Source organism: Actinotignum sp. usb-actsch-213 (genome assembly GCF_059085665.1).
In genome coordinates, this window is the sequence record NZ_JBHNSQ010000070.1 from 1 (window position 1) to 20,156 (window position 20,156).

Genomic DNA, 20,156 nt, shown 5'->3' on the forward strand with positions numbered 1-20,156 from the left:
TCTGCGTCACCATCATTTGAAATTTGGTGGCGGGTATGGTGAAATATTCTCTGCGTTTGCACAATCACTCGCGGTGATCCTGGAGATCCTGCTGGTGGTGACGGCATATGCACAAGCTCCTGTGGTGGAATTGGTAGACACACTGCACTCAAAATGCAGCGCCGCAAGGCGTGAGGGTTCGAGTCCCTCCGGGAGCACCGCGGCGATAACCTTGAAGTTCGCTGGGAATCTCTGTCCCGTTGTTTGCTCTGCACCGCGTGGTCTGACAGCATGGTAAGGGGCGCGTGAATCCCGTTGCCGGTCATCATTCTCTCAAGGGTCAGAGAACACTTCGGTGTGGATGCAGGTGCAACATCGCACGCAGTAAATTGGTTCAATCTATCCGGCATGCCGGTCGAAGGGGTCATGATGGCCAAGGACACGGCGGCGCAAGCCGCGGAGAACAAAGAAGCCATTCGGGTTCTTGTCGTTGAAGACGAAACTCTCATTCGCCTCGATATTGTTGAAACACTGGAAGATGCCGGGTATGAGGTTGTCGGAGAAGCCGGCGATGGCGAATCCGCTATTGAACTCGCCGGCGAACTCGAACCCGATCTGATTGTCATGGATGTGAAGATGCCGGGTATGGACGGCATTACCGCAGCGGACCGGATTCTAGAAGAACATCGGGTGGCCATCGTTATGCTCACCGCCTACTCTCAGCGTGACCTGGTGGAACGCGCACGGGACGCCGGAGCGATGGCTTACGTGGTCAAGCCGTTCACGCCCGCTGATCTCATTCCCGCGGTCGAAATCGCCGTCTCGCGTAATCAGGAAATCGAAGCGCTCGAAAACGAAGTCTCTACCATGGCCGAGCAATTTGAAACCCGCAAGCGAGTGGATCGGGCTAAGGGCTTGCTGGAATCTCATATGGGCCTGACCGAACCGGAAGCTTTCCGCTGGATTCAAAAGACCTCGATGGATCGGCGGCTGACCATGCGCGAAGTGGCCGATGCTGTGATCGAACAGGTTGGCGGGCGTAGTTAAGCGCATCCAGCCGCGTACGTGCCAGGTCCCACATTCTCACAGTCAGGCGCTCATCGGTTTTCCGGTGGGCGCCTGCTAGCCATCTCGCGTAGGCTAGAGGGGTGAGTGAAAAAAAATTCCTTCTTGTCGACGGCCATTCAATGGCGTTCCGCGCCTTCTACGCCCTGCGGGCAGAGAATTTCCTCACCGATCGCGGGCAGTACACCAATGCTGTTTACGGTTTCCTCTCCACCCTGCTCAAAATCATTGGTGATTACCACCCCGATTACATCGCCGTGGCCTTCGACCTGCCGGGAGGAACATTCCGTACCCGCGTCTATCCGGAATATAAAGGAGGCCGGGCCCCCACACCGGTAGAATTCTCCGGGCAAATCGATGTTATTAAAAACGTCCTGGATACCTGCGGAATAAGTTGGCTTACTTACGAGGACTACGAAGCCGACGATATTATTGCCACCCTTTCCCGTCGTGCGGTAGAAGAGGGAGCGGATGTCTATATTGCCTCCGGCGACAAAGACTCCTATCAGCTCGTTGATGAGCACACCACCGTGCTCTATCCCATGCCGCGTTCGGCAATGCAGGCCCTTGACCCGGCCGGTATCGAAAAGAAAACTGGAGTGCGCCCCGAACGCTATGCCGACCTGGCTGCACTCGTGGGGGAAGGCGCCGATAATATTCCCGGAGTCCCCGGCGTGGGCCCGAAAACCGCGGCGAAATGGCTCGCGAACTACGGTGACCTTGACTCCATCCTCGCCCGCGCCGACGAAATCGGCGGAAAAGTAGGTTCCTCCTTGCGCGAGCACCTGGATCAGGTTCGCCAGAATCGGTCCCTTAATACCCTCGTGCGTGATCTTCCTATCGGAGAGAACCTTGAGGAATTCCGCCCGCGCGGAGTGGACCGGGAAGCGCTGCACGAACTCTTCGATACCCTCGATTTTGATACCTTGCGCGGGCGTGTCCTCACCGAATTACCGGCGCGTGACGGCGCACCTGAATCCGATGCTCCAGCCGGATTCACCCTCGCCGGCCTGGAGATCACCACATCCGGGGTACGCGCATGGCTTGATCAGCATGCCGACGCCCCATTCTTTGGCCTCGAAATCGCCGGGCCGGCCAGTCCGGGTGCGGGGAGTGTGGAGGCACTTGCGATTGGAACGGCAACGGCCGCCTTACTTCTCGATACTCACACCATGAACGACGACGATACTGCCCAGGTGCGTGCCTGGCTGGAATCTGATGCCCCGAAAGTGGTGCACGGCGCCAAAGAAGCCTGGCATCGGGTGCGGGGGCAGGGCGCCGAGTTACGCGGCGTCGTCCGCGATACCGTGCTGTGCGCTTACCTTCTCTACCCCGATCAGCGCAGCTATGACCTCGGCGATCTTGCGCTGCGTCACCTCGGTGTTGATTTGGGGGACGGGGGAGTGCTGCCCGGGTTGGACGGACAGGCTGATCCTTTGGCGCAGCGCGCCGCACTCCTCGGCCCGCTCTCGGATAAGTTGCTCGGGGAATTGAAGGCCCGCGGTGAGGATGGTGCCTTGCTCGACCTCGAAATGGACGTGTCCCGCACCCTCGCGCGCATGGAGGACACCGGTATTGCGGTGGATTCTCCCTACCTTGAAAAACTGCGAAAAGATTTCGACGGGCGTGTAGAAGCCGCGGCCCGACTCGCTTATGATGCCATCGGCCACGAAGTCAATCTCTCCAGTCCCAAGCAATTACAAGGGGTACTTTTCGAGGAACTCGGCTTGCCCACCACCCGGAAAACCAAATCCGGGTACACCACGAATGCGGAAGCGCTGGCAGATCTGGCGGTGCGCATTGCCGCGCGCGAAGATGATAAGGCGGTAGCCGGGACTCAATTCCTCGGGGCTCTCCTTGAGCACCGTGATGCCATTAAACTGCGGCAATCTGTGGAAGGCCTGCAGCGCAATACCCGGGCGGATGGGAAGATCCACACTACCTACCAGCAGGCGGTGGCGGCTACCGGGCGGCTCTCGTCCACGGATCCGAATCTTCAAAATATTCACGCGCGCACGGCCGAGGGGCTGCAGATCCGCTCTGCCTTTATTCCTTCCGCGGGCTATGCGGCGCTGATGACCGCGGATTACTCTCAGATCGAAATGCGGATCATGGCCTCGCTTTCCGGCGATGAAGCGTTGATCACCGCTTTTAACGAGGGCGAAGACCTGCATTCCTCGGTGGCCTCTCTCGTCTTCGGGATTCCCGAAAGCGAGGTAAGTAGCGAACAGCGCTCCCGTATTAAAGCGATGAGCTACGGCTTGGCTTACGGGCTCTCCGCCTACGGGCTTTCCCGCCAGCTCCGTATTTCCGCCCACGATGCTCAAGAGCTCATGGATACCTATTTCGCACGTTTCGGGAAAGTGCGCGAATATCTCGATTCCCTCGTGGTGAAAGCCCGTGAAGATGGCTATACCCAGACGATGTTGGGGCGGCGGCGCTACCTTCCCGAATTGCGTTCCACGAACCGACAGTTGCGCGAGGCATCTGAACGTATGGCTCTCAATGCTCCGATCCAGGGTAGTGCGGCCGATATCATCAAGATCGCCATGGTGGCCGTGGTAGAGGCGCTGCAGGAAGCAGGTTTGCGCAGTCGGGTACTGCTCCAGGTTCATGACGAACTGGTGCTGGAAGTGGCGCCCGGCGAGCACGAGGCGACCGAGGATATCGTGCGCCGAGAAATGGCCGGGGCAGCGCAGCTGCGGGTGCCACTTTCGGTCGGGGTGGGGTACGGCCCGAATTGGCGGGAGGCAGCCCACTAGAACGAGGCGCTCACACCACGTCGATTCTGGCCCGGATGCCTTGCACTAGCCAAGCTTTTCCGCGTAGTATGGAGAACTGGTGTGAGCACCCGCCGCACTGGCCGATGTCTGTCGGTCCCAAGCAAATATTCACAATAGTGTCCGGAAGTTATCAGTTAATGACTAATACCACCCCCGAGTCTTCGACTCTCCCCGAGATTGCCGTCAACGATATCGGCTCCGAGGAAGAACTTATTGCCGCCGTCGATAAGACGATCAAGTACTTTAACGATGGTGACCTCGTCGAAGGAACCGTTGTCAAGGTCGACCATGACGAAGTGTTGCTCGACATTGGCTACAAAACCGAGGGTGTTATTCCCTCCAAGGAACTTTCGATCAAGCACGATGTCAACCCCGATGATGTCGTCGAAATTGGCGACCAGGTAGAGGCCCTTGTCCTCCAGAAGGAAGACAAGGAAGGCCGTCTCCTCCTTTCGAAGAAGCGCGCGCAGTACGAACGTGCCTGGGCTGAAATCGAGAAGGTCAAGGAAGCTGATGGCGTCGTTACCGGCACTGTCATCGAAGTCGTCAAGGGCGGTCTGATTGTTGATATCGGACTGCGCGGCTTCCTGCCTGCTTCGCTCGTTGAAATGCGCCGCGTGCGCGATCTGCAGCCCTACATCGGCCGTGAGCTTGAAGCGAAGATCATCGAACTTGATAAGAATCGCAATAATGTGGTTCTTTCCCGCCGCGCCTGGCTGGAAGCGTCCCAGTCCCAGGCTCGTGGAGAATTCCTGCACCAGCTTCAGAAGGGCCAGGTGCGCGAAGGCTTCGTGTCCTCCATCGTCAATTTTGGTGCCTTTGTGGACCTCGGCGGTGTGGACGGCCTCGTCCACGTTTCCGAGCTGTCCTGGAAGCACATCGACCACCCGTCCGAGGTTGTCGAAGTGGGTCAGCCTGTCACCGTGGAAGTTCTCGATGTTGACATGGATCGCGAGCGTGTCTCGCTCTCCCTCAAGGCCACCCAGGAAGATCCCTGGCAGTCCTTCGCCCGCACCCACGCGATCGGCCAGATCGTTCCGGGTCGCGTAACCAAGCTCGTTCCCTTCGGTGCCTTCGTGCGCGTGGAGGATGGCATCGAAGGTCTCGTCCACATCTCCGAACTGGCTTCCCGTCATATCGACACCCCGGAAGAGGTTGTCAAGGTGGGCGACGATGTTTTCGTCAAGGTCATCGATATCGATCTGGACCGCCGCCGTATTTCGCTCTCCCTCAAGCAGGCGAACGAAGGCGTGGATCCGAACTCCCAGGACTTCGATCCCTCGCTCTACGGCATGGCCGCTGATTACGACGAAAACGGCAATTACAAGTACCCCGAAGGCTTCGATCCCGAATCGAATGAATGGCTCGAGGGTTACGAAGCTCAGCGCGAGGCATGGGAGAACGAATACGCCCAGGCTCAGGCCCGTTGGGAAGCGCACAAGGCGCAGGTCGCTGCCGCGCTTGAAGCCGATGCTGCTGCGGGCGCCCAGGCTGCTGCCGCTGCCGAACCGGCCGCAGAAATTCCGGCCAGCTACAGCTCCACGTCCGAACCGAGCGGCTCGCTTGACTCGGATGCCGATGAAGCGCTCGCCGCTCTGCGTGAGAAGCTGACCAACAATTAAGGCATAGGCTACCGCGGGTAGCATCTAGTACCGCCGCCGGCGCGTCTCCTCGGGGAGCGCCGGCGGCGTTTTCTTTCCGCGGGACGCATTGTTAAGCTGGGACGGTGAAAACACTACGAGTCGGCGGAGCCAGCGCACAGCAGCTGCGCACCTTCTCCTACCCCAGCGGGCGCGCCCTGCGAGTGGCCGTCTCCGGTGGAATCGGTGCCGGAAAATCCACGGTTACTCGTGTTCTGCGTGAGCGCGGCGCGCTTATTGCCGATGCGGACGCCCTCGCCCGGGAGGTCACCGCCCCGGGTAGCCCGGTCCTCGCGCAGCTCGCCACCGTTTTCGGTTCGGGCATTTTAAACGACGACGGCGCACTTAACCGCACGGCCCTTGCCACACATATCTTCTCCAATCCGGCCGCCCGCCACCGGCTTGAGGCTCTCACCCATCCCGCTATTATCGCGCGGGCCCGGGAGATCCTCGCCGGTGCGCACCCGGACCAGCTGGCTGTCTATGATGTGCCCCTCCTGGTAGAAACCCGCGCCGATCGTGAGGTCGATTGCGTGATAATCGTCTCCGCCCCGGAAGAAAAGCGCCTTGAGCACCTACGCGGCCGGGGCATGAGCGAAGCGGATGCGCGGGCCCGCATGCGCACTCAGGTTGATGATGAGGTCCGTCGGGGCCTGGCTCATATCTGGATTCAGAATGCAGGAAGCCGCCCAGAGCTGGAGAGTCTCGTTGCCACATGCGCGGATAGCTGGCTGGTGGCGCCGCGGGCGCCAGCGTCGTCGTAGAAAAATCAAGATAAACGCAAGTAAAAAGGTGATCCGTACCGTGTTTACTCTCAGCGTAAGGGGGAGTACCATTTACAAATAGTGAAATGACCGTTTCGCTATATGGTACGTCTCGTCGCCACGAAGCAACGATGCGCGGCGATGGGGCCTAAAATTTGAGAGGTTAAAAGCTATGCCAATTGTTTGGCTGCTCGTGGGCATTGCGTTGATGCTCGTGCTCAACATCGTATTCAAGGTGAATTCGATGCTCGCGCTGTTGCTCGCCGCCGTGGTGGTGGCACTGTGCAATGGCATGGGCCCGATGGAAACTCTCAAGACCGTCACCACCGGTTTTGGTTCTACGCTGGGTTCGCTCGCCATTATCGTTGTTTTCGGTGCAGTTATCGGCCGCCTCATGGTGGATTCCGGTGCGTCTCACGTGCTGGCATCGGGGCTCATTCGCCGCTTCGGACTGCGCTTCGTGCGTATCGCTGTTATTATTATCGGTCTTATTTTCGGCCTGGCGATGTTCTACGAAGTCGCCTTCCTAATGATTGCTCCGCTCGTTATTTCTATCGCTCAGGAAGCAAAGGTGCCGTGGCTGCGCCTAGCCATTCCGGCTGTGTGCGCTACCACGGTCGCTCACTCGATCTTCCCGCCGCAGCCCGGTCCGGTTGCGCTCATTGACCAGTATCACGCGGATGCCGGCATGGTGTACCTCCTTGGTATTCCCATGGCGATTCTCTGGGTGATCGTGGGTGGCGTGCTGCTGCCCAAGGTGCTTGGTAACCTCGAGCGCCCGGTGCCGAAGTTCATGTCCGGTGATAAGGACGATAAGGAAGCCGCGGTCAATCCGCCGTCGTTCTTCATCTCCCTCATCGTGCCGCTCAGCCCGGCCATCATCATGATCTCGGTGACCATCGCCAATATTTGGGTAGATAAAGAATCCACGCTGGGCCAGTGGCTCAACTTCTTCGGTTCCTCCCCGGTGGCCATGTCCGTGGCGCTGGTGCTCGCCATGCTGCTCTTCGGTATTCAGCGCGGGCACAAGGGCGAATGGGTCATGGACAAGTTCAATAAGGCCGTGTCGATTATCGCCGGCGTTGTCATGATTATCGGTGCCGGTGGCGCCTTCAAGCAGGTTGTGATTGACTCCGGCATCGGCGATTACATCGGCGGCTTCATGAGTGCGGGCGCGGTATCGCCCTACATCATGGCCTGGTTCATCACCGTTCTTATCCGCCTGGCTACCGGTCAGGGCGTGGTCTCCGCGATGACCGCCGCCTCCATTATTGGTGCGGCTGTTATGGATCCGACCACCGGTGTGATGCAGGCGGGCGTGGATCCCACGCTGCTCGTGCTTGCCACCGCCGCGGGCTCCAACTTCATGACGCATATTAATGACGCGTCCTTCTGGCTCTTCAAGGAATACTTCGATCTGTCCATCAAGGACACTCTCAAGACGTGGGGCGGCCTGCTCGCCTCCGGTTCGCTGGTTTCACTGGCGTACGTAATGTGCCTCTCGCCGTTCTTCGGCTAGAGCATGAGTAGGAGGGTGCGGGCGGCCGGTATGGTCGCCCGCATCGCACACATAAAGAAAATCAAGGAGTACACATGACGCAGAGCATTCCCTTTGCCGAGCAAGCTATCGCCGGCGTCAGCCTCGTCACCCGTGGGGACCTGAGCGCGCTAGAGATTAACACCGATACCGTATCCGGTACCGTATTCCCCTACGGCGCCCACGTTGCCTCCTGGAAACCGGCTGGCTTCGAGGACGTCCTCTACATGAGCGACCTATCTGGCCTCACGCAGGGCACTCCTATCCGGGGAGGTATCCCGGTGGTAGCCCCGTGGTTCGGGCCTTCGGATAACGGCCTGCACGGCTGGGCCCGCATCCAGGACTGGGCCCTCGAATCTGTCAGCGGCGATTCGGCCGCGGTGGAAGCAACTTTCACCCTCGCGGGCAGCGCACTGGGTGGCGACCTGGCTGATTCCCTCGCCCTCAGCTACACCGTGCACCTGGGCAGTGATTTCTGGGTGCGGCTGAAGGCCACCAATACCGGCACCGAAACGATCGGCCCGGAGTTAGCCCTCCACGCCTACTGGGCTGTGGATGCGCAGGATCTGCGTATCAAGGGTATCGAGGAAGGCGGCATCAATCGCCTTGCGGATAATGCCCAACTCCCCGCCGGCCCCTTCGAGGCTCTCGAAGGCCAAACCGTTGATCGTTTCTACCCCTTCGCGGGCGATATCGTGCTCGTGGACGCGGGCGGACACCGTAAGATCACTCTGAGCTCGGAAGAATCCGATAAATCGGTGGTGTGGAACCCAGGTACGAAGGGCTCGGCCGCGAATGCGGATATGCCCGATGATGCCTGGAAGCATTTTGTGTGCGTGGAAGCAACTCGGGTGCGCGAAGGGGCCCCGCAGCTGGCGCCGGGGGAGAGCGCCACGCTCACCCTGCACGCCACCGTGGAGCACCTTGACTAGTTTTTAGTTCAAGGCCGGTTCTCGCCACGTTCGAACGGCGTGGGATAACGACGGCGCCCAGCGGCCGGATAGAAACTCGACCATAACCTCGGGTCTCTATCCGGCCGCTGGCGTATTTCGTACCGCGCGCCGGGTGAGGCTAGTAAGCTCGCCACTATGGCTCTTGATTCTGAGATTGTGCGCAGCGATAAGCCTTTTGAAGTTATCTCCGAGTACCGTCCCTCGGGAGATCAGCCCGCCGCGATTGCCGAACTCACCCGTCGTATTAACGACGGTGAAAAGGATGTGGTGTTGCTGGGAGCCACCGGTACCGGAAAATCGGCCACCACCGCCTGGCTCATCGAACAGGTACAGCGCCCCACCCTTATTATGGAGCCGAATAAAACGCTGGCCGCGCAAATGGCAGCGGAATTCCGCGAACTTATGCCGAATAATGCGGTGGAATACTTCGTTTCCTATTACGATTACTACCAGCCGGAAGCCTATGTTCCTCAAACCGATACCTTTATCGAAAAAGATTCCTCCATTAACGATGAGGTTGAACGACTGCGCCACTCGGCCACCAATTCGCTCCTCACCCGGCGGGATACCGTGGTAGTGGCCTCGGTTTCTTGCATTTACGGCCTGGGTACCCCGCAGGAATATGTTGATCGTATGGTGCAACTGCACGTGGGCCAGCAACTGGATCGTGATGAGCTGCTACGCACCTTCGTCTCCATGCAGTACACCCGTAATGATATTGCTTTTACTCGCGGCACTTTCCGGGTGCGGGGCGATACTGTGGAAATTATTCCCGTGTACGAGGAATTGGCTATCCGCATTGAATTCTTCGGCGATGAAATTGACGGGATATCCCTACTGCACCCGCTCACCGGGGATGTTCTCCAACGCACCGATACCGCCCACGTGTTCCCGGCTTCCCATTACGTGGCCGGACCCGAGCGGATGGAACGCGCTATCCGTTCCATTGAGGAAGAACTGGCCGAACGCCTGGAATACCTGCGTGCGCACAATAAGCTCCTCGAGGCACAGCGCCTGGAAATGCGCACCAGCTACGACATCGAGATGATGCGCAATATTGGAACAACCTCCGGGATTGAGAACTATTCGCGGCATATTGACGGGCGCGGGCCGGGTACCGCACCCAATACGCTTCTTGATTACTTCCCCGATGATTTCCTTCTTATCCTTGATGAATCCCATGTGACTGTTCCCCAAATCGGGGCCATGTACGAAGGGGATATGTCCCGCAAGCGCACGCTCGTCGAGTATGGTTTCCGATTACCTTCCGCCATGGATAACCGTCCCCTCAAATGGGAGGAATTTCTTGATCGTATCGGCCAAACTGTGTACCTATCCGCGACACCTGGTAAATATGAACTCGAGCAAGCGGACGGCGTCGTCGAACAAATTATTCGACCCACCGGTTTGGTGGATCCTCTCATTAAAGTCAAACCCACCGAAGGTCAGATCGATGATCTCCTCGAGGAAGTACGGGTACGGGCCGAACGTGATGAGCGGGTACTTATCACCACGCTAACGAAGAAAATGGCTGAAGATCTCACCGCCTACCTGGCTGACCGCGGGGTGCGGGTGGAGTATCTGCATTCGGATGTGGATACCTTGCGCCGAGTGGAGCTGCTACGGGAATTGCGGCTCGGGAAATTCGATGTGCTTGTGGGTATTAACCTGCTGCGCGAGGGCCTGGATCTTCCGGAAGTTTCCCTCGTGGCCATCCTCGATGCGGATAAGCAGGGCTTTTTGCGTTCTACCACCTCGCTCATCCAAACTATTGGGCGAGCGGCCCGTAACGTTTCCGGGGAAGTGCATATGTACGGCGATAGCATTACCCCGAATATGCAGCAGGCTATTGATGAAACGAATCGGCGCCGGGAAAAGCAGCTCGCCTATAACCGGGAACACGGTATCGATCCGCAACCACTGCGCAAACGCATTGCGGACGTGACCGATATGCTCGCCCGGGAAGACGTGGATACTGAGCAGCTGCTCGCCGGCGGGTATCGTCAAGAACCCGCGCATGCTCGGGCGCGGGCTTCGGAAGCTGAAATTGCCCGGGCGCAGGGTGGCAAAGAGTTGCGCGAACTCATTACCGAGCTCACCGCACAGATGCACGCGGCCGCCGAACAGCTCCAATTTGAGCTCGCGGCGCGCTATCGCGATGAGATCAAAGATTTAAAAAGCGAGCTGTGGCACTCTCAGCAGGCCCAAAAGTAAAATGCCCGCACGGGAAACGCGCGCCCGCACGGGCACGCACTTCCGCCCGGCACCCAAACCGCATAGGAAACGCGGCTCGGTGGTGCTCCCCATCGTGTAAAGTGTGCACTCGTGGAGGGGAGTATTCCCGTCAACCGCCGATTCGTCAGCACGAGACCCACCCGGGTCGTCCGGATCGGAGACCTGCCGCGGCCGCGCGCCCGGTCGGTGGGAAGAGACCTCCGGTCATTCCATCCGGAGGTATATATGCTTTCATACGCCACGGGTGTGCTGCCGTTGACGAGCACGCCCGATCAGATGTCGGTCCATATGGCCGAGTGGATCCTGCTGTTCGTTGTTGTTATCGGTATTTTCGCTTTCGATCTGCTCTCCCACGTGCGCAAACCGCACGAGCCCAGCATGAAAGAATCGGCAGGTTTCCTGCTTTTCTACATTTTCCTCGCCGTCTGCCTGGGCGGATACCTGTGGTGGCGCCACGGGGATACCTTCGGATTGCAATTCTTCAGCGTCTGGGGCGTGGAGTATTCCCTCTCTGTCGATAATATCTTCGTCTTCATTATTATTATGGGTTCCTTCGCGGTGCCCCGTGCCCTCCAGCAAAAAGTGCTGTTCTGGGGTATTGTTATCGCACTGTGCCTGCGGTTCCTCTTTATTTTGCTGGGTAAAGTCATTGTGGAATCCCTGGCCTGGTCCTTCTTCCTCTTCGGCGCTTTCCTGCTGTGGACCGCGTTCTCGCAGGTCAAAGAGGGTCTCTCGAATAGCGAACCGACAGGTGAGGAAGCCGATAATTTCTTCGTGCGCCTGGCGCGCCGCACCCTCCCGGTAGCCGAGGATTACCACGGCGACCACTACATCGTGAAGCGGGGCGGCAAGCGCTACATCACCCCGTTACTGCTGTGCATTATCGCCATCGGCGGGATTGACCTCATGTTCGCCCTCGATTCCATCCCGGCCTCCTTCGGTTTCACCACCGAGCCCTTCATTATTTTCGCGGCAAACGCCTTCGCCCTCATGGGCCTGCGTCAGATGTTCTTCCTGGTGGATGGGCTGTTGGAGCGCCTTGTGTACCTGCACTTTGGCCTGGCAGCTATCCTCGCTTTTATCGGTTTCAAACTCATTTTCGAGGCGCTGCACCATTACGATATCGCCGCGGGATTCTTCGAGTTCACACCGCTGAGCTCGCTGCTCGTGATCGTTGTCATTATCGTGGTGACGGTGGTGGCCTCCCTGCTTCGCTCGCGTTCCCTTGCACGCAAGAAGAAGAACGACGACGATGCAGCTGGCGGTGCTAACTAGGGCGGCGCGTGCCGGGCTAATTGCTGTGGCGCCGGGCTAGGCGGCGCGCCAGAATTGCGCACACAAAAATTTGTAGCTGGTGGAAAATAACCACCGGAACGGACAACGGGGCGACCGTGGCCGGGGCGAATAGTGCCTTAGCCATCGGGAGCCCCGTTGCCAATGATTTCTTCGATCCGCACATGAGTACCACAATGCGGTCCTCTACACGCATCCGAGCCAGGCCCCCCAGCCACCAGGTAATGGATAGCATTGCAGCCAGCAACACACAGCACAGGGCGAGCAGTCCGAGGATTGTCCAGACCGTTACCCCGGCCCAGGCCCCTTCCGCGGTGGCATTGAGGACGGATGAGAGCACGATGAGGATAATCGAGGTGTTATCAACGGTGCGTACCAGGCGCGGGTGCGCGCGGAACCACGTGCCGACCCAGGGCTGAAGGCACTGCCCAATAACAAAGGGGAGGAGCAGCTTGAGGAGCACCGAATTAATAGATCCGGCCGAAGCCCCCTCTACGTGCAGGAAAAGCAGGACGAGTAGCGGGGTGAGGAAAATTCCCGCGATATTGGATACCGTGGCGGACGTGACGGCAGCGGCAACATTCCCGCGGGCGATGGAGACCATGGTCACCGAGGACTGGATGGTAGAAGGCAGGAGTGCCAGGTAGAGGAAACCGAGGGCAAAAGCTGGACCCACAACCGGTGCAACGAGGTGGCCCAGGGCGAAACCGAGGAGTGGGAAAATCAGGTAGGTGCATAGAAACACCAGGCCTTGCAGGCGGATATTGCGCAGCCCGGCCAGTACGTCCCGGGTGCGTAGCCGCATCCCGTAGACCAGGAATACGCAGGCAACCGCGAGGTCCGATACGGTTCCCAAGTGTGCCCGCAGGGCGCTGGGCGCCGGAATCAGCAGTCCCGCGATCATCGCCAGGATAATTCCTGCTACTAGGGGATCGGGGCGGTAGCGGAGGAGGCGAGCGCCCCGATGGGCTCTCTTATCCTCTCGGCCATTCCCGCAGCTTCGTGCTCGCTTAATTGCCATGGAAACCAGCCTAGCGTGAACATTGCACCATTCGGTTATCGAACCTGTGTTCAACCGTGTAAGCTTGGCCGGGTGAGTGATGTTATCCATGTTCAGGGCGCACGGGAAAATAACCTCCGTAATATCACGGTGGATATTCCCCGCGATCAACTCGTTGTGTTTACCGGGCTCTCGGGCTCCGGTAAATCTTCCCTGGCTTTTGACACCATTTTTGCCGAGGGGCAGCGCCGCTATGTGGAGTCGCTGAGCTCCTATGCTCGCATGTTCCTCGGTCAGATGGATAAACCGGATGTGGATCTCATTGAGGGGCTTTCCCCGGCGGTGTCCATCGATCAGAAATCCACCAACCGTAACCCGCGCTCCACGGTGGGCACGGTCACGGAAGTCTACGACTACCTGCGTTTGCTCTACGCGCGTGCCGGGGTGCAGTACTGCCCGGAATGCGGGGCGAAAATCACCGCCCAAAGCGCCCAGCAAATCGTGGATACGCTCCTTACCTACCCGGAAGGAACCCGTTTCCAGGTCCTTGCCCCGGTTGTGCGTGACCGCAAGGGCGAATATGTGGATGTTTTCACGGATCTCGCCCAGGCCGGTTACACTCGCGCCCGGGTGGATAGCGAAGATATCCGCTTGGATAACCCGCCCAGTCTCGATAAGAAGCTGCGCCATAATATCGACGTCGTTGTTGATCGGCTTGTGGTGCGCGAGGGTATCACCAGTCGCCTCACCGATTCGGTGGAGCAGGCTCTCGGGCTCTCCGCCGGGCTCATGGTGGTGGAATTCGTGGACGCGGTGGAAGGTGAAGAACGCTCCCGGCGTTTTTCCGAACATCGGTCCTGCCCAAACGGGCACGCCCTCGCCCTGGAAGAAATCGAACCGCGGACTTTTTCTTTTAACGCTCCTTACGGGGCCTGCCCGGCTTGTGATGGTCTGGGCTCCACCTTGGAAGTGGATCCGGATCTGGTAGTGCCGCATCCGGAAAAAACTCTGCGGGAGGGCGCGATCACTCCGTGGACCGGCCACCAGGACTTCTTTACCCGCCAGATGGAAGCCCTGGGGGAGGAACTCGGCTTCGATGTGGATACTCCCTGGCAGGATCTGCCTAAGAAGGCGCGAAAGGCCCTGCTGGAAGGTAATAATTACAAGGTCACTGTCAAGTACCGTAACCGTTGGGGGCGGGAAAAAACCTATGCGACCGGCTTTGAAGGAGTACTCGGCTACGTTAAACGCAAGCACGGGGAAACCGAATCCAGCTGGTCGAAGGAACGCTACGAAGGCTATATGAGGGAGATCGCCTGCTCGGCCTGCCACGGCGCGCGTCTCAAGCCGGATGTGCTGGCCGTGCGCATCGGAAACCTCAATATTTTCGAGTTGTGCTCCCTCTCCATCGACGATGCTAAAGCCTTCCTCGACTCCGTGGAACTCGATGCGCGCCAGGCCCGTATCGCCGCGCAGGTGCTGCGCGAAATCCAGGCTCGGATGGGCTTCCTCGTGGATGTGGGGCTGTCCTATCTCACCCTTGCGCGCGGGGCCTCCACTCTTTCGGGGGGCGAAGCCCAGCGGATTCGCCTGGCCACCCAGATCGGTTCCGGGCTTGTGGGTGTGCTCTACGTGCTGGACGAACCTTCCATCGGCCTGCACCAGCGCGATAATGAAAAACTCATCGGTACTCTTGTCAAACTCCGTGATCTGGGGAATACCCTGATCGTTGTCGAACACGATGAAGAAACAATTCGCACCGCCGATTACGTTATCGATATTGGGCCGGGTGCGGGGGAATTCGGTGGGCATGTGGTCTACGCGGGGGATGTTGCGGGCTTAAGTGACTGCGAAGAATCCGTGACCGGTGCTTACCTTTCCGGAAAACGTAGTATTACGACGCCGCAGCAACGCCGCGCTAGTGATCCGGATCGGAAGATCACGGTGCGGGGTGCACGGGAAAATAATCTCAAAAACGTGGAGGTGGCGTTCCCCCTCTCTACCTTGATAGCGGTGACCGGGGTTTCCGGTTCCGGGAAATCTACCCTCGTCAATCAGATTCTGTATCGTTCCTTGGCTAATCAGCTTAACGGTGCTCATACCGTACCCGGGCGGCATCGTGAAGTTACCGGGGCCGCGAACCTGGATAAGGTTGTACACGTGGACCAGTCTCCGATTGGGCGCACCCCGCGCTCAAATCCGGCCACTTACACCGGGGTTTGGGATAAAGTTCGTCAGCTTTTCGCCCAAACCCAGGAGGCGAAGGTGCGCGGTTACGGTCCGGGTCGTTTCTCCTTTAACGTCAAAGGTGGTCGCTGCGAAGCCTGCAAGGGCGATGGCACCGTGAAAATTGAGATGAACTTCCTTCCCGATGTGTATGTGCCCTGCGAAGTCTGCCACGGAACCCGCTACAACCGGGAAACCCTAGAGGTGAAGTACCGCGGGAAGAATGTTTCCGAAGTTCTCAATATGACCATTCACGAGGCTGCGGAATTCTTTGATCCCATCACGAATATCACCCGATATCTCACCACCCTGGAACGGGTGGGCCTGGGTTACGTACGCTTGGGGCAATCGGCTACCACGCTCTCCGGTGGGGAAGCGCAGCGCGTGAAGCTTGCTTCGGAACTGCACCGGCGCTCCAGCGGACGCACGGTCTATATTCTGGATGAGCCCACCACGGGCCTGCATTTTGAGGATATTCGCAAGCTTCTTCTAGTGCTGCAATCCCTCGTGGATAAAGGTAATACGGTGATTGTTATCGAGCACAATCTCGATGTTATTAAATGCGCGGATTGGGTTATCGACATGGGTCCGGAAGGGGGCGCCGGTGGTGGCACCGTCGTCGCCACCGGCACCCCGGAACAGATCGCCGCGGTTCCCGAATCCTATACCGGGCAATTCCTTCGCCCGCTCCTGGAGGAGACGAGGAGGTGACGGACCGTGGCTGATCCACGCAGCTACCGCCCGGCGCCGTCGTCGATTCCCGCCGACCCGGGCGTCTACCGTTTCGTGGACGGTGAGGGGCGCATTCTTTACGTTGGGAAAGCGAAGAATCTGCGCAACCGGCTCCAGAACTATTTCCAGCCGCCTGAACGCCTCATTCCGCGCATCCGCACCATGGTGTATACCGCCACGAATGTGGTGTGGGTGGTGGTGGGGAGTGAAATTGAGGCGCTCACTCTGGAATACTCCTGGATTAAGGAATTCGAACCGCCCTTCAACGTGATGTTTCGGGATAATAAGTCCTATCCCTACCTGGCGGTGTCCCTGGGGGAGGAGTTCCCGCGGGCATATATCACCCGGGAAAAGCATCGCAAAGGCACCCTGTACTTCGGGCCGTATACCAAGGTGTGGGCGATCCGGAAAGTGCTGGACGCCCTGCTACCGGTGTTCACCATGCGCTCGTGTTCCGACGCGGAATTTCGGCGGGCGCAGCGCACCGGGAAACCCTGTTTCAATACTCATATCGGGCTGTGTAATGGGGCCTGCGCCGGGATGGTGAGCGCGGCGGAGAATCGCGCCGTCGCCGAAGAATTCGTAAAATTCATGGAATCGGATGGTAGCGATTTTATTCGTGCCCGCACCGCGGAGATGAAAAAGGCAGCCGCCGTGGAAGATTTCGAACGTGCCGCGAAACTACGCGATGAAATCACCGCAATGACAACCGCAACTGAACGCAATGTAGTGGTCTTCGATTCTAATCTCAATGCCGATATTATCGGTCTCGAATCCGATGAAATTGATGCCTCAGTCCAGATTTTTTATGTGCGCGGGGGCAGAATCCGCGGGCAGCGCGGCTGGGTAACAGAAACCGAAGGTACCGAACCAGCCGATATTATCAACGCGCTACTCCTCCATATCTACGGCAATCCTGAATACGACTCCTACCGCGGGGTAGGCACCCAGGGAGATCGAACCGTGCGGGCCGGCACCTCTGTTGATGACCGGGACCACGTACCGCCCGGGGCTATCCCGGGGGAAATCTGGGTGCCGGTCTTCCCCTCGGACCGCGCGGGGCTGGAGCGCTGGCTTGCTGAACGCCGCGGCGGGCCGGTTCACCTCAAGCGCCCCCAGCGCGGGCCGAAAGCCCAGCTGGCGGATACCGTGCACGCGAATGCGAAACAGGCTTTTGACCGCAATAAGCTGGCGCGCGCAGCCGATATTACGGTGCGTTCCCAAGCCCTGGAAGAGCTGCGCATCGGGCTGGATTTGGATCGCGCTCCGCTGCGCATCGAAGGCTACGATATTTCCCATACCCAGGGTCGCCAGCAGGTTGGCTCCATGGTGGTATTCGAGGACGGCCTTAAGAAAACCTCCGATTATCGGCATTTCATCGTGCGCGGGCCGGAGGGCCAGGGGGCCCGGGATGATACCGCCGCGATGGACGAAGTGTTACGCCGGCGATTACACCGTTTGAACGACGCTGCCGCGCACGCCGCCGATGCCGGGGGAGTGGAAGATGAGGGTACGGCTAGTGCCGTTACTGCCGCGGCCGCGCCGCGTCGTTTCGCCTACCGCCCCGACCTCCTCGTGGTGGACGGCGGGCTGCCGCAGGTCAATGCCGCCCAGCGGGTGGTCGAGGAACTCGGTGCCGATGTGCGAGTAGTGGGCCTGGCTAAACGTCTGGAAGAAGTGTGGATTCCGGGGGAAGAATTCCCGATTATTTTCCCGCGCACCTCGCCGGCGCTGCGCCTCCTCCAGCAACTACGCGATGAATCGCATCGCTTCGCCATTACTTTCCACCGCAAGAAACGGGGTCAGGCGATGACCCGCTCCGCGCTTGATGCCATTCCGGGGCTGGGGCCGGCTAAGCAGAAGAAACTACTGAGCGCTCTTGGCTCGGTCAAACGGATTCGGGAAGCCAGCATTGAGGAACTCACCGAAGTTCCGGGTATTGGCCCGGTGCTGGCGGCAGCGATTCAAGAAGCACTGCGGGAGAAGTAGCTCGCGAATCTTTGTGGCATGATGGAGATATGAGTGACACCCGTGACATTAACGATACGTCCCGTATCCCCGCTGTTCTTCCGGCGGCCGATTGTACAGCTGAGCTTCCGCCGGCCGACGTTCCGGAAATCATTATTGTCACGGGAATGTCCGGGGCGGGCAGATCCCGAGCGGCTGCCACCCTCGAAGATCTGGGTTGGTACGTGGTGGATAATCTCCCGCCGCGCTTGCTCAGCGCCCTGGCCGGGCTGCTCTCCGGTAATGGAAAGGTGACCCGCATGGCAGCGGTGGTGGACGTGCGCTCCCGGGAATTCTTCGCTGAGCTCCTGGAAGTTCTTGCCGATCTCACCGCAAGCGGCATTAACTATCGCATTATTTTCCTCGATGCCGATGATGCTTCCCTGGTGCGGCGCTATGAAAGCGTGCGCCGGCCCCACCCGCTCCAGGGCCACGGGCGGCTTTTTGATGGCATCACCGCGGAGCGTAAACTCCTGGCGGATCTGCGTAGCCGCGCAGATTCTGTTATTGATACCTCGCGGCTGTCCGTCCACGATCTTTCTCGCAAAATCCGCCGCCTTGTGGGTGAAACCTCCGGAACAGAAGCCACCCGCGTCACGGTGATGTCTTTCGGTTTCAAATACGGCCTGCCCCTGGATGCTGATAACGTGGCCGATGTGCGCTTCCTGCCGAATCCCTACTGGATTACCGAGTTGCGCCACCTGAGCGGTCACGATAAACCGGTGGCGAATTTCGTGCTGGAACAGGACGGCGCAGAGGCTTTCGTGCAGGAGTACTCCCATCTTATCCACACAATCCTGGCCGGATACGCCCGCGAACTCAAGCCCTTCACCACTATCGCGATTGGCTGCACCGGTGGAAAACACCGTTCGGTGGCTATCGCGGAAGCGGTATCCGAAGCTCTACGCGCCGCCGGGCACTCGGTACGTACAATTCATCGTGATTTGGGGCGTGAATAATGGGTGGGCGCGGTAGTCGCGGCCCGCGTGTCGTCGCCCTCGGGGGCGGTCACGGCTTGTACGCGTCACTTTCGGCCTTGCGGCTCATCACCCAAAATATCACCGCCGTGGTTACTGTTGCGGACGACGGCGGCTCCTCGGGGCGCTTGCGCAATGAATTTAACGTGATTCCACCCGGAGATTTACGTATGGCCCTTTCGGCGCTGTGTGACGACGGCGAATGGGGCCAAACCTGGCGCGATGTTCTCCAATACCGTTTCTCTTCCGAGGGGCCGCTTAACGGCCACGCCATGGGTAACCTCCTCATTGTTTCTATGTGGGAGCAATTGGGGAGTACAGTTTCCGGCCTCGACTGGGTGGGTCAGCTTTTGCGCATTGACGGCCGCGTGCTACCTATGTCTCCTATTCCCCTGGAGATTGAGGCGCGGGTGATTGACGAGGAAGACGGCCCCCAGCTCTACCGCGGGCAGGTGGCGGTAGCAACAGCCCGTGGAAGGGTGGAACACGTCAGCCTTATTCCAGAGAATCCTCCCGCCCAGCCCGAAGCGGTTGCCGCTATTGACGAGGCCGATTGGATCGTTTTCGGACCGGGATCCTGGTATACCTCTGTCATTCCCCATCTCATGGTTCCTGATTTGCACACGGCCCTCGTGCGTTCCCCGGCTCGGCGGGTACTTGCCCTCAATCTCCGTAACGAGCGTGAAACATGGGGAATGAGCGCCGCTGATCATATTCGTTCTTTTGCTCGCCATGCTCCGGATCTGCGTATTGACGTGGTGGTGGCCGATCCGCGCAGCGTGGATGACATCGGCGAAGTCGCAGCGGAAGCTGAAGGCATCGGGGCCACGCTTATGCTGCGACAGGTTAGAATGGGCGATAATCGCGCACGTCACGATGCGTTGCGTTTGGCTGCTGCCTATCGGGATGCCTTCGAAGGCGTCATGGGAGATTCCTAAATCGGGAACTCGCGCACGGAAGAATCC

Annotated in this window: 13 protein-coding genes and 1 tRNA gene; 13 read left to right on the forward strand and 1 reads right to left on the reverse strand. The window is 59.0% G+C overall.

All coding sequences use genetic code 11. The features are described from left to right. Window positions 1-115: 115 nt before the first annotated feature. From AC5RK6_RS07080 to AC5RK6_RS07120, 9 genes are all read left to right on the forward strand, one after another. Window positions 116-197: transfer RNA gene (locus AC5RK6_RS07080), tRNA-Leu, on the forward strand. Between the two features lie 190 nt (window positions 198-387). After that, a complete protein-coding gene (locus AC5RK6_RS07085) occupies window positions 388-1,026 on the forward strand; it encodes an ANTAR domain-containing response regulator (RefSeq protein WP_414429720.1) in 639 nt (212 codons plus the stop codon). Window positions 1,027-1,127: 101 nt separating this feature from the next. Continuing rightward, window positions 1,128-3,806 (forward strand): DNA polymerase I, encoded by a 2,679-nt coding sequence (gene polA / locus AC5RK6_RS07090; RefSeq protein ID WP_320757174.1) that lies wholly within the window; start codon window positions 1,128-1,130, stop codon window positions 3,804-3,806. Between the two features lie 158 nt (window positions 3,807-3,964). Beyond that, window positions 3,965-5,449 carry a 30S ribosomal protein S1 gene (rpsA, locus tag AC5RK6_RS07095; RefSeq protein WP_320757173.1) on the forward strand — a complete coding sequence of 495 codons (1,485 nt, stop codon included), beginning with the start codon at window positions 3,965-3,967 and terminating at the stop codon, window positions 5,447-5,449. Between the two features lie 104 nt (window positions 5,450-5,553). Next, window positions 5,554-6,231, forward strand: coding sequence for a dephospho-CoA kinase (gene coaE / locus AC5RK6_RS07100; protein WP_435730980.1), 678 nt, complete (start codon window positions 5,554-5,556; stop codon window positions 6,229-6,231). 172 nt (window positions 6,232-6,403) lie between these two features. Continuing rightward, window positions 6,404-7,750, forward strand: coding sequence for a gluconate:H+ symporter (locus AC5RK6_RS07105; RefSeq protein WP_016442747.1), 1,347 nt, complete (start codon window positions 6,404-6,406; stop codon window positions 7,748-7,750). Window positions 7,751-7,824: 74 nt separating this feature from the next. Beyond that, window positions 7,825-8,700, forward strand: a complete 876-nt coding sequence (locus tag AC5RK6_RS07110) for an aldose epimerase family protein (protein ID WP_320757171.1) — start codon at window positions 7,825-7,827, stop codon at window positions 8,698-8,700. A 156-nt stretch (window positions 8,701-8,856) separates the two neighbouring features. Then, window positions 8,857-10,935: an excinuclease ABC subunit UvrB gene (uvrB, locus tag AC5RK6_RS07115; RefSeq protein WP_320757170.1), complete on the forward strand. Its 2,079-nt coding sequence runs from the start codon at window positions 8,857-8,859 to the stop codon at window positions 10,933-10,935. 246 nt (window positions 10,936-11,181) lie between these two features. After that, window positions 11,182-12,231 carry a TerC/Alx family metal homeostasis membrane protein gene (locus tag AC5RK6_RS07120; RefSeq protein WP_016442750.1) on the forward strand — a complete coding sequence of 350 codons (1,050 nt, stop codon included), beginning with the start codon at window positions 11,182-11,184 and terminating at the stop codon, window positions 12,229-12,231. Between the two features lie 16 nt (window positions 12,232-12,247). On the opposite strand, the gene AC5RK6_RS07125 is transcribed toward AC5RK6_RS07120, so the two are convergent. Further along, window positions 12,248-13,270: a bile acid:sodium symporter family protein gene (locus AC5RK6_RS07125; RefSeq protein ID WP_081637313.1), complete on the reverse strand. Its 1,023-nt coding sequence runs from the start codon at window positions 13,268-13,270 to the stop codon at window positions 12,248-12,250. Window positions 13,271-13,342: 72 nt separating this feature from the next. Between AC5RK6_RS07125 and uvrA the strand changes: the two genes are divergently transcribed. Genes uvrA through AC5RK6_RS07145 form a run of 4 tightly spaced genes read left to right on the forward strand, consistent with a single transcriptional unit; the run spans window position 13,343 to window position 20,129 of the window. Beyond that, window positions 13,343-16,186 (forward strand): excinuclease ABC subunit UvrA, encoded by a 2,844-nt coding sequence (gene uvrA, locus AC5RK6_RS07130; RefSeq protein WP_320757169.1) that lies wholly within the window; start codon window positions 13,343-13,345, stop codon window positions 16,184-16,186. A 6-nt stretch (window positions 16,187-16,192) separates the two neighbouring features. Beyond that, window positions 16,193-18,196 carry an excinuclease ABC subunit UvrC gene (gene uvrC, locus AC5RK6_RS07135; RefSeq protein WP_320757168.1) on the forward strand — a complete coding sequence of 668 codons (2,004 nt, stop codon included), beginning with the start codon at window positions 16,193-16,195 and terminating at the stop codon, window positions 18,194-18,196. 29 nt (window positions 18,197-18,225) lie between these two features. Continuing rightward, window positions 18,226-19,173 (forward strand): RNase adapter RapZ, encoded by a 948-nt coding sequence (rapZ, locus tag AC5RK6_RS07140; protein WP_016442754.1) that lies wholly within the window; start codon window positions 18,226-18,228, stop codon window positions 19,171-19,173. Beyond that, the gene (locus tag AC5RK6_RS07145; RefSeq protein WP_016442755.1) at window positions 19,173-20,129 is read left to right on the forward strand and encodes a gluconeogenesis factor YvcK family protein; all 957 of its coding nucleotides are present in this window, start codon (window positions 19,173-19,175) and stop codon (window positions 20,127-20,129) included. Before rapZ ends, AC5RK6_RS07145 begins: the two co-directional genes overlap by 1 nt. The last annotated feature ends 27 nt before the right edge of the window (window positions 20,130-20,156 follow it).

What these genes read in the sequence shown, in the direction of transcription:
- AC5RK6_RS07085 (WP_414429720.1), top strand. Translation starts at nt 388, where the DNA reads ATGCCGGTCGAAGGGGTCATGATGGCCAAGGACACGGCGGCGCAAGCC.
- rpsA (WP_320757173.1), top strand. Translation starts at nt 3,965, where the DNA reads ATGACTAATACCACCCCCGAGTCTTCGACTCTCCCCGAGATTGCCGTC.
- AC5RK6_RS07105 (WP_016442747.1), top strand. Translation starts at nt 6,404, where the DNA reads ATGCCAATTGTTTGGCTGCTCGTGGGCATTGCGTTGATGCTCGTGCTC.
- AC5RK6_RS07110 (WP_320757171.1), top strand. Translation starts at nt 7,825, where the DNA reads ATGACGCAGAGCATTCCCTTTGCCGAGCAAGCTATCGCCGGCGTCAGC.
- uvrB (WP_320757170.1), top strand. Translation starts at nt 8,857, where the DNA reads ATGGCTCTTGATTCTGAGATTGTGCGCAGCGATAAGCCTTTTGAAGTT.
- AC5RK6_RS07120 (WP_016442750.1), top strand. Translation starts at nt 11,182, where the DNA reads ATGCTTTCATACGCCACGGGTGTGCTGCCGTTGACGAGCACGCCCGAT.
- AC5RK6_RS07125 (WP_081637313.1), bottom strand. Translation starts at nt 13,270, where the DNA reads ATGGCAATTAAGCGAGCACGAAGCTGCGGGAATGGCCGAGAGGATAAG.
- rapZ (WP_016442754.1), top strand. Translation starts at nt 18,226, where the DNA reads ATGAGTGACACCCGTGACATTAACGATACGTCCCGTATCCCCGCTGTT.
- AC5RK6_RS07145 (WP_016442755.1), top strand. Translation starts at nt 19,173, where the DNA reads ATGGGTGGGCGCGGTAGTCGCGGCCCGCGTGTCGTCGCCCTCGGGGGC.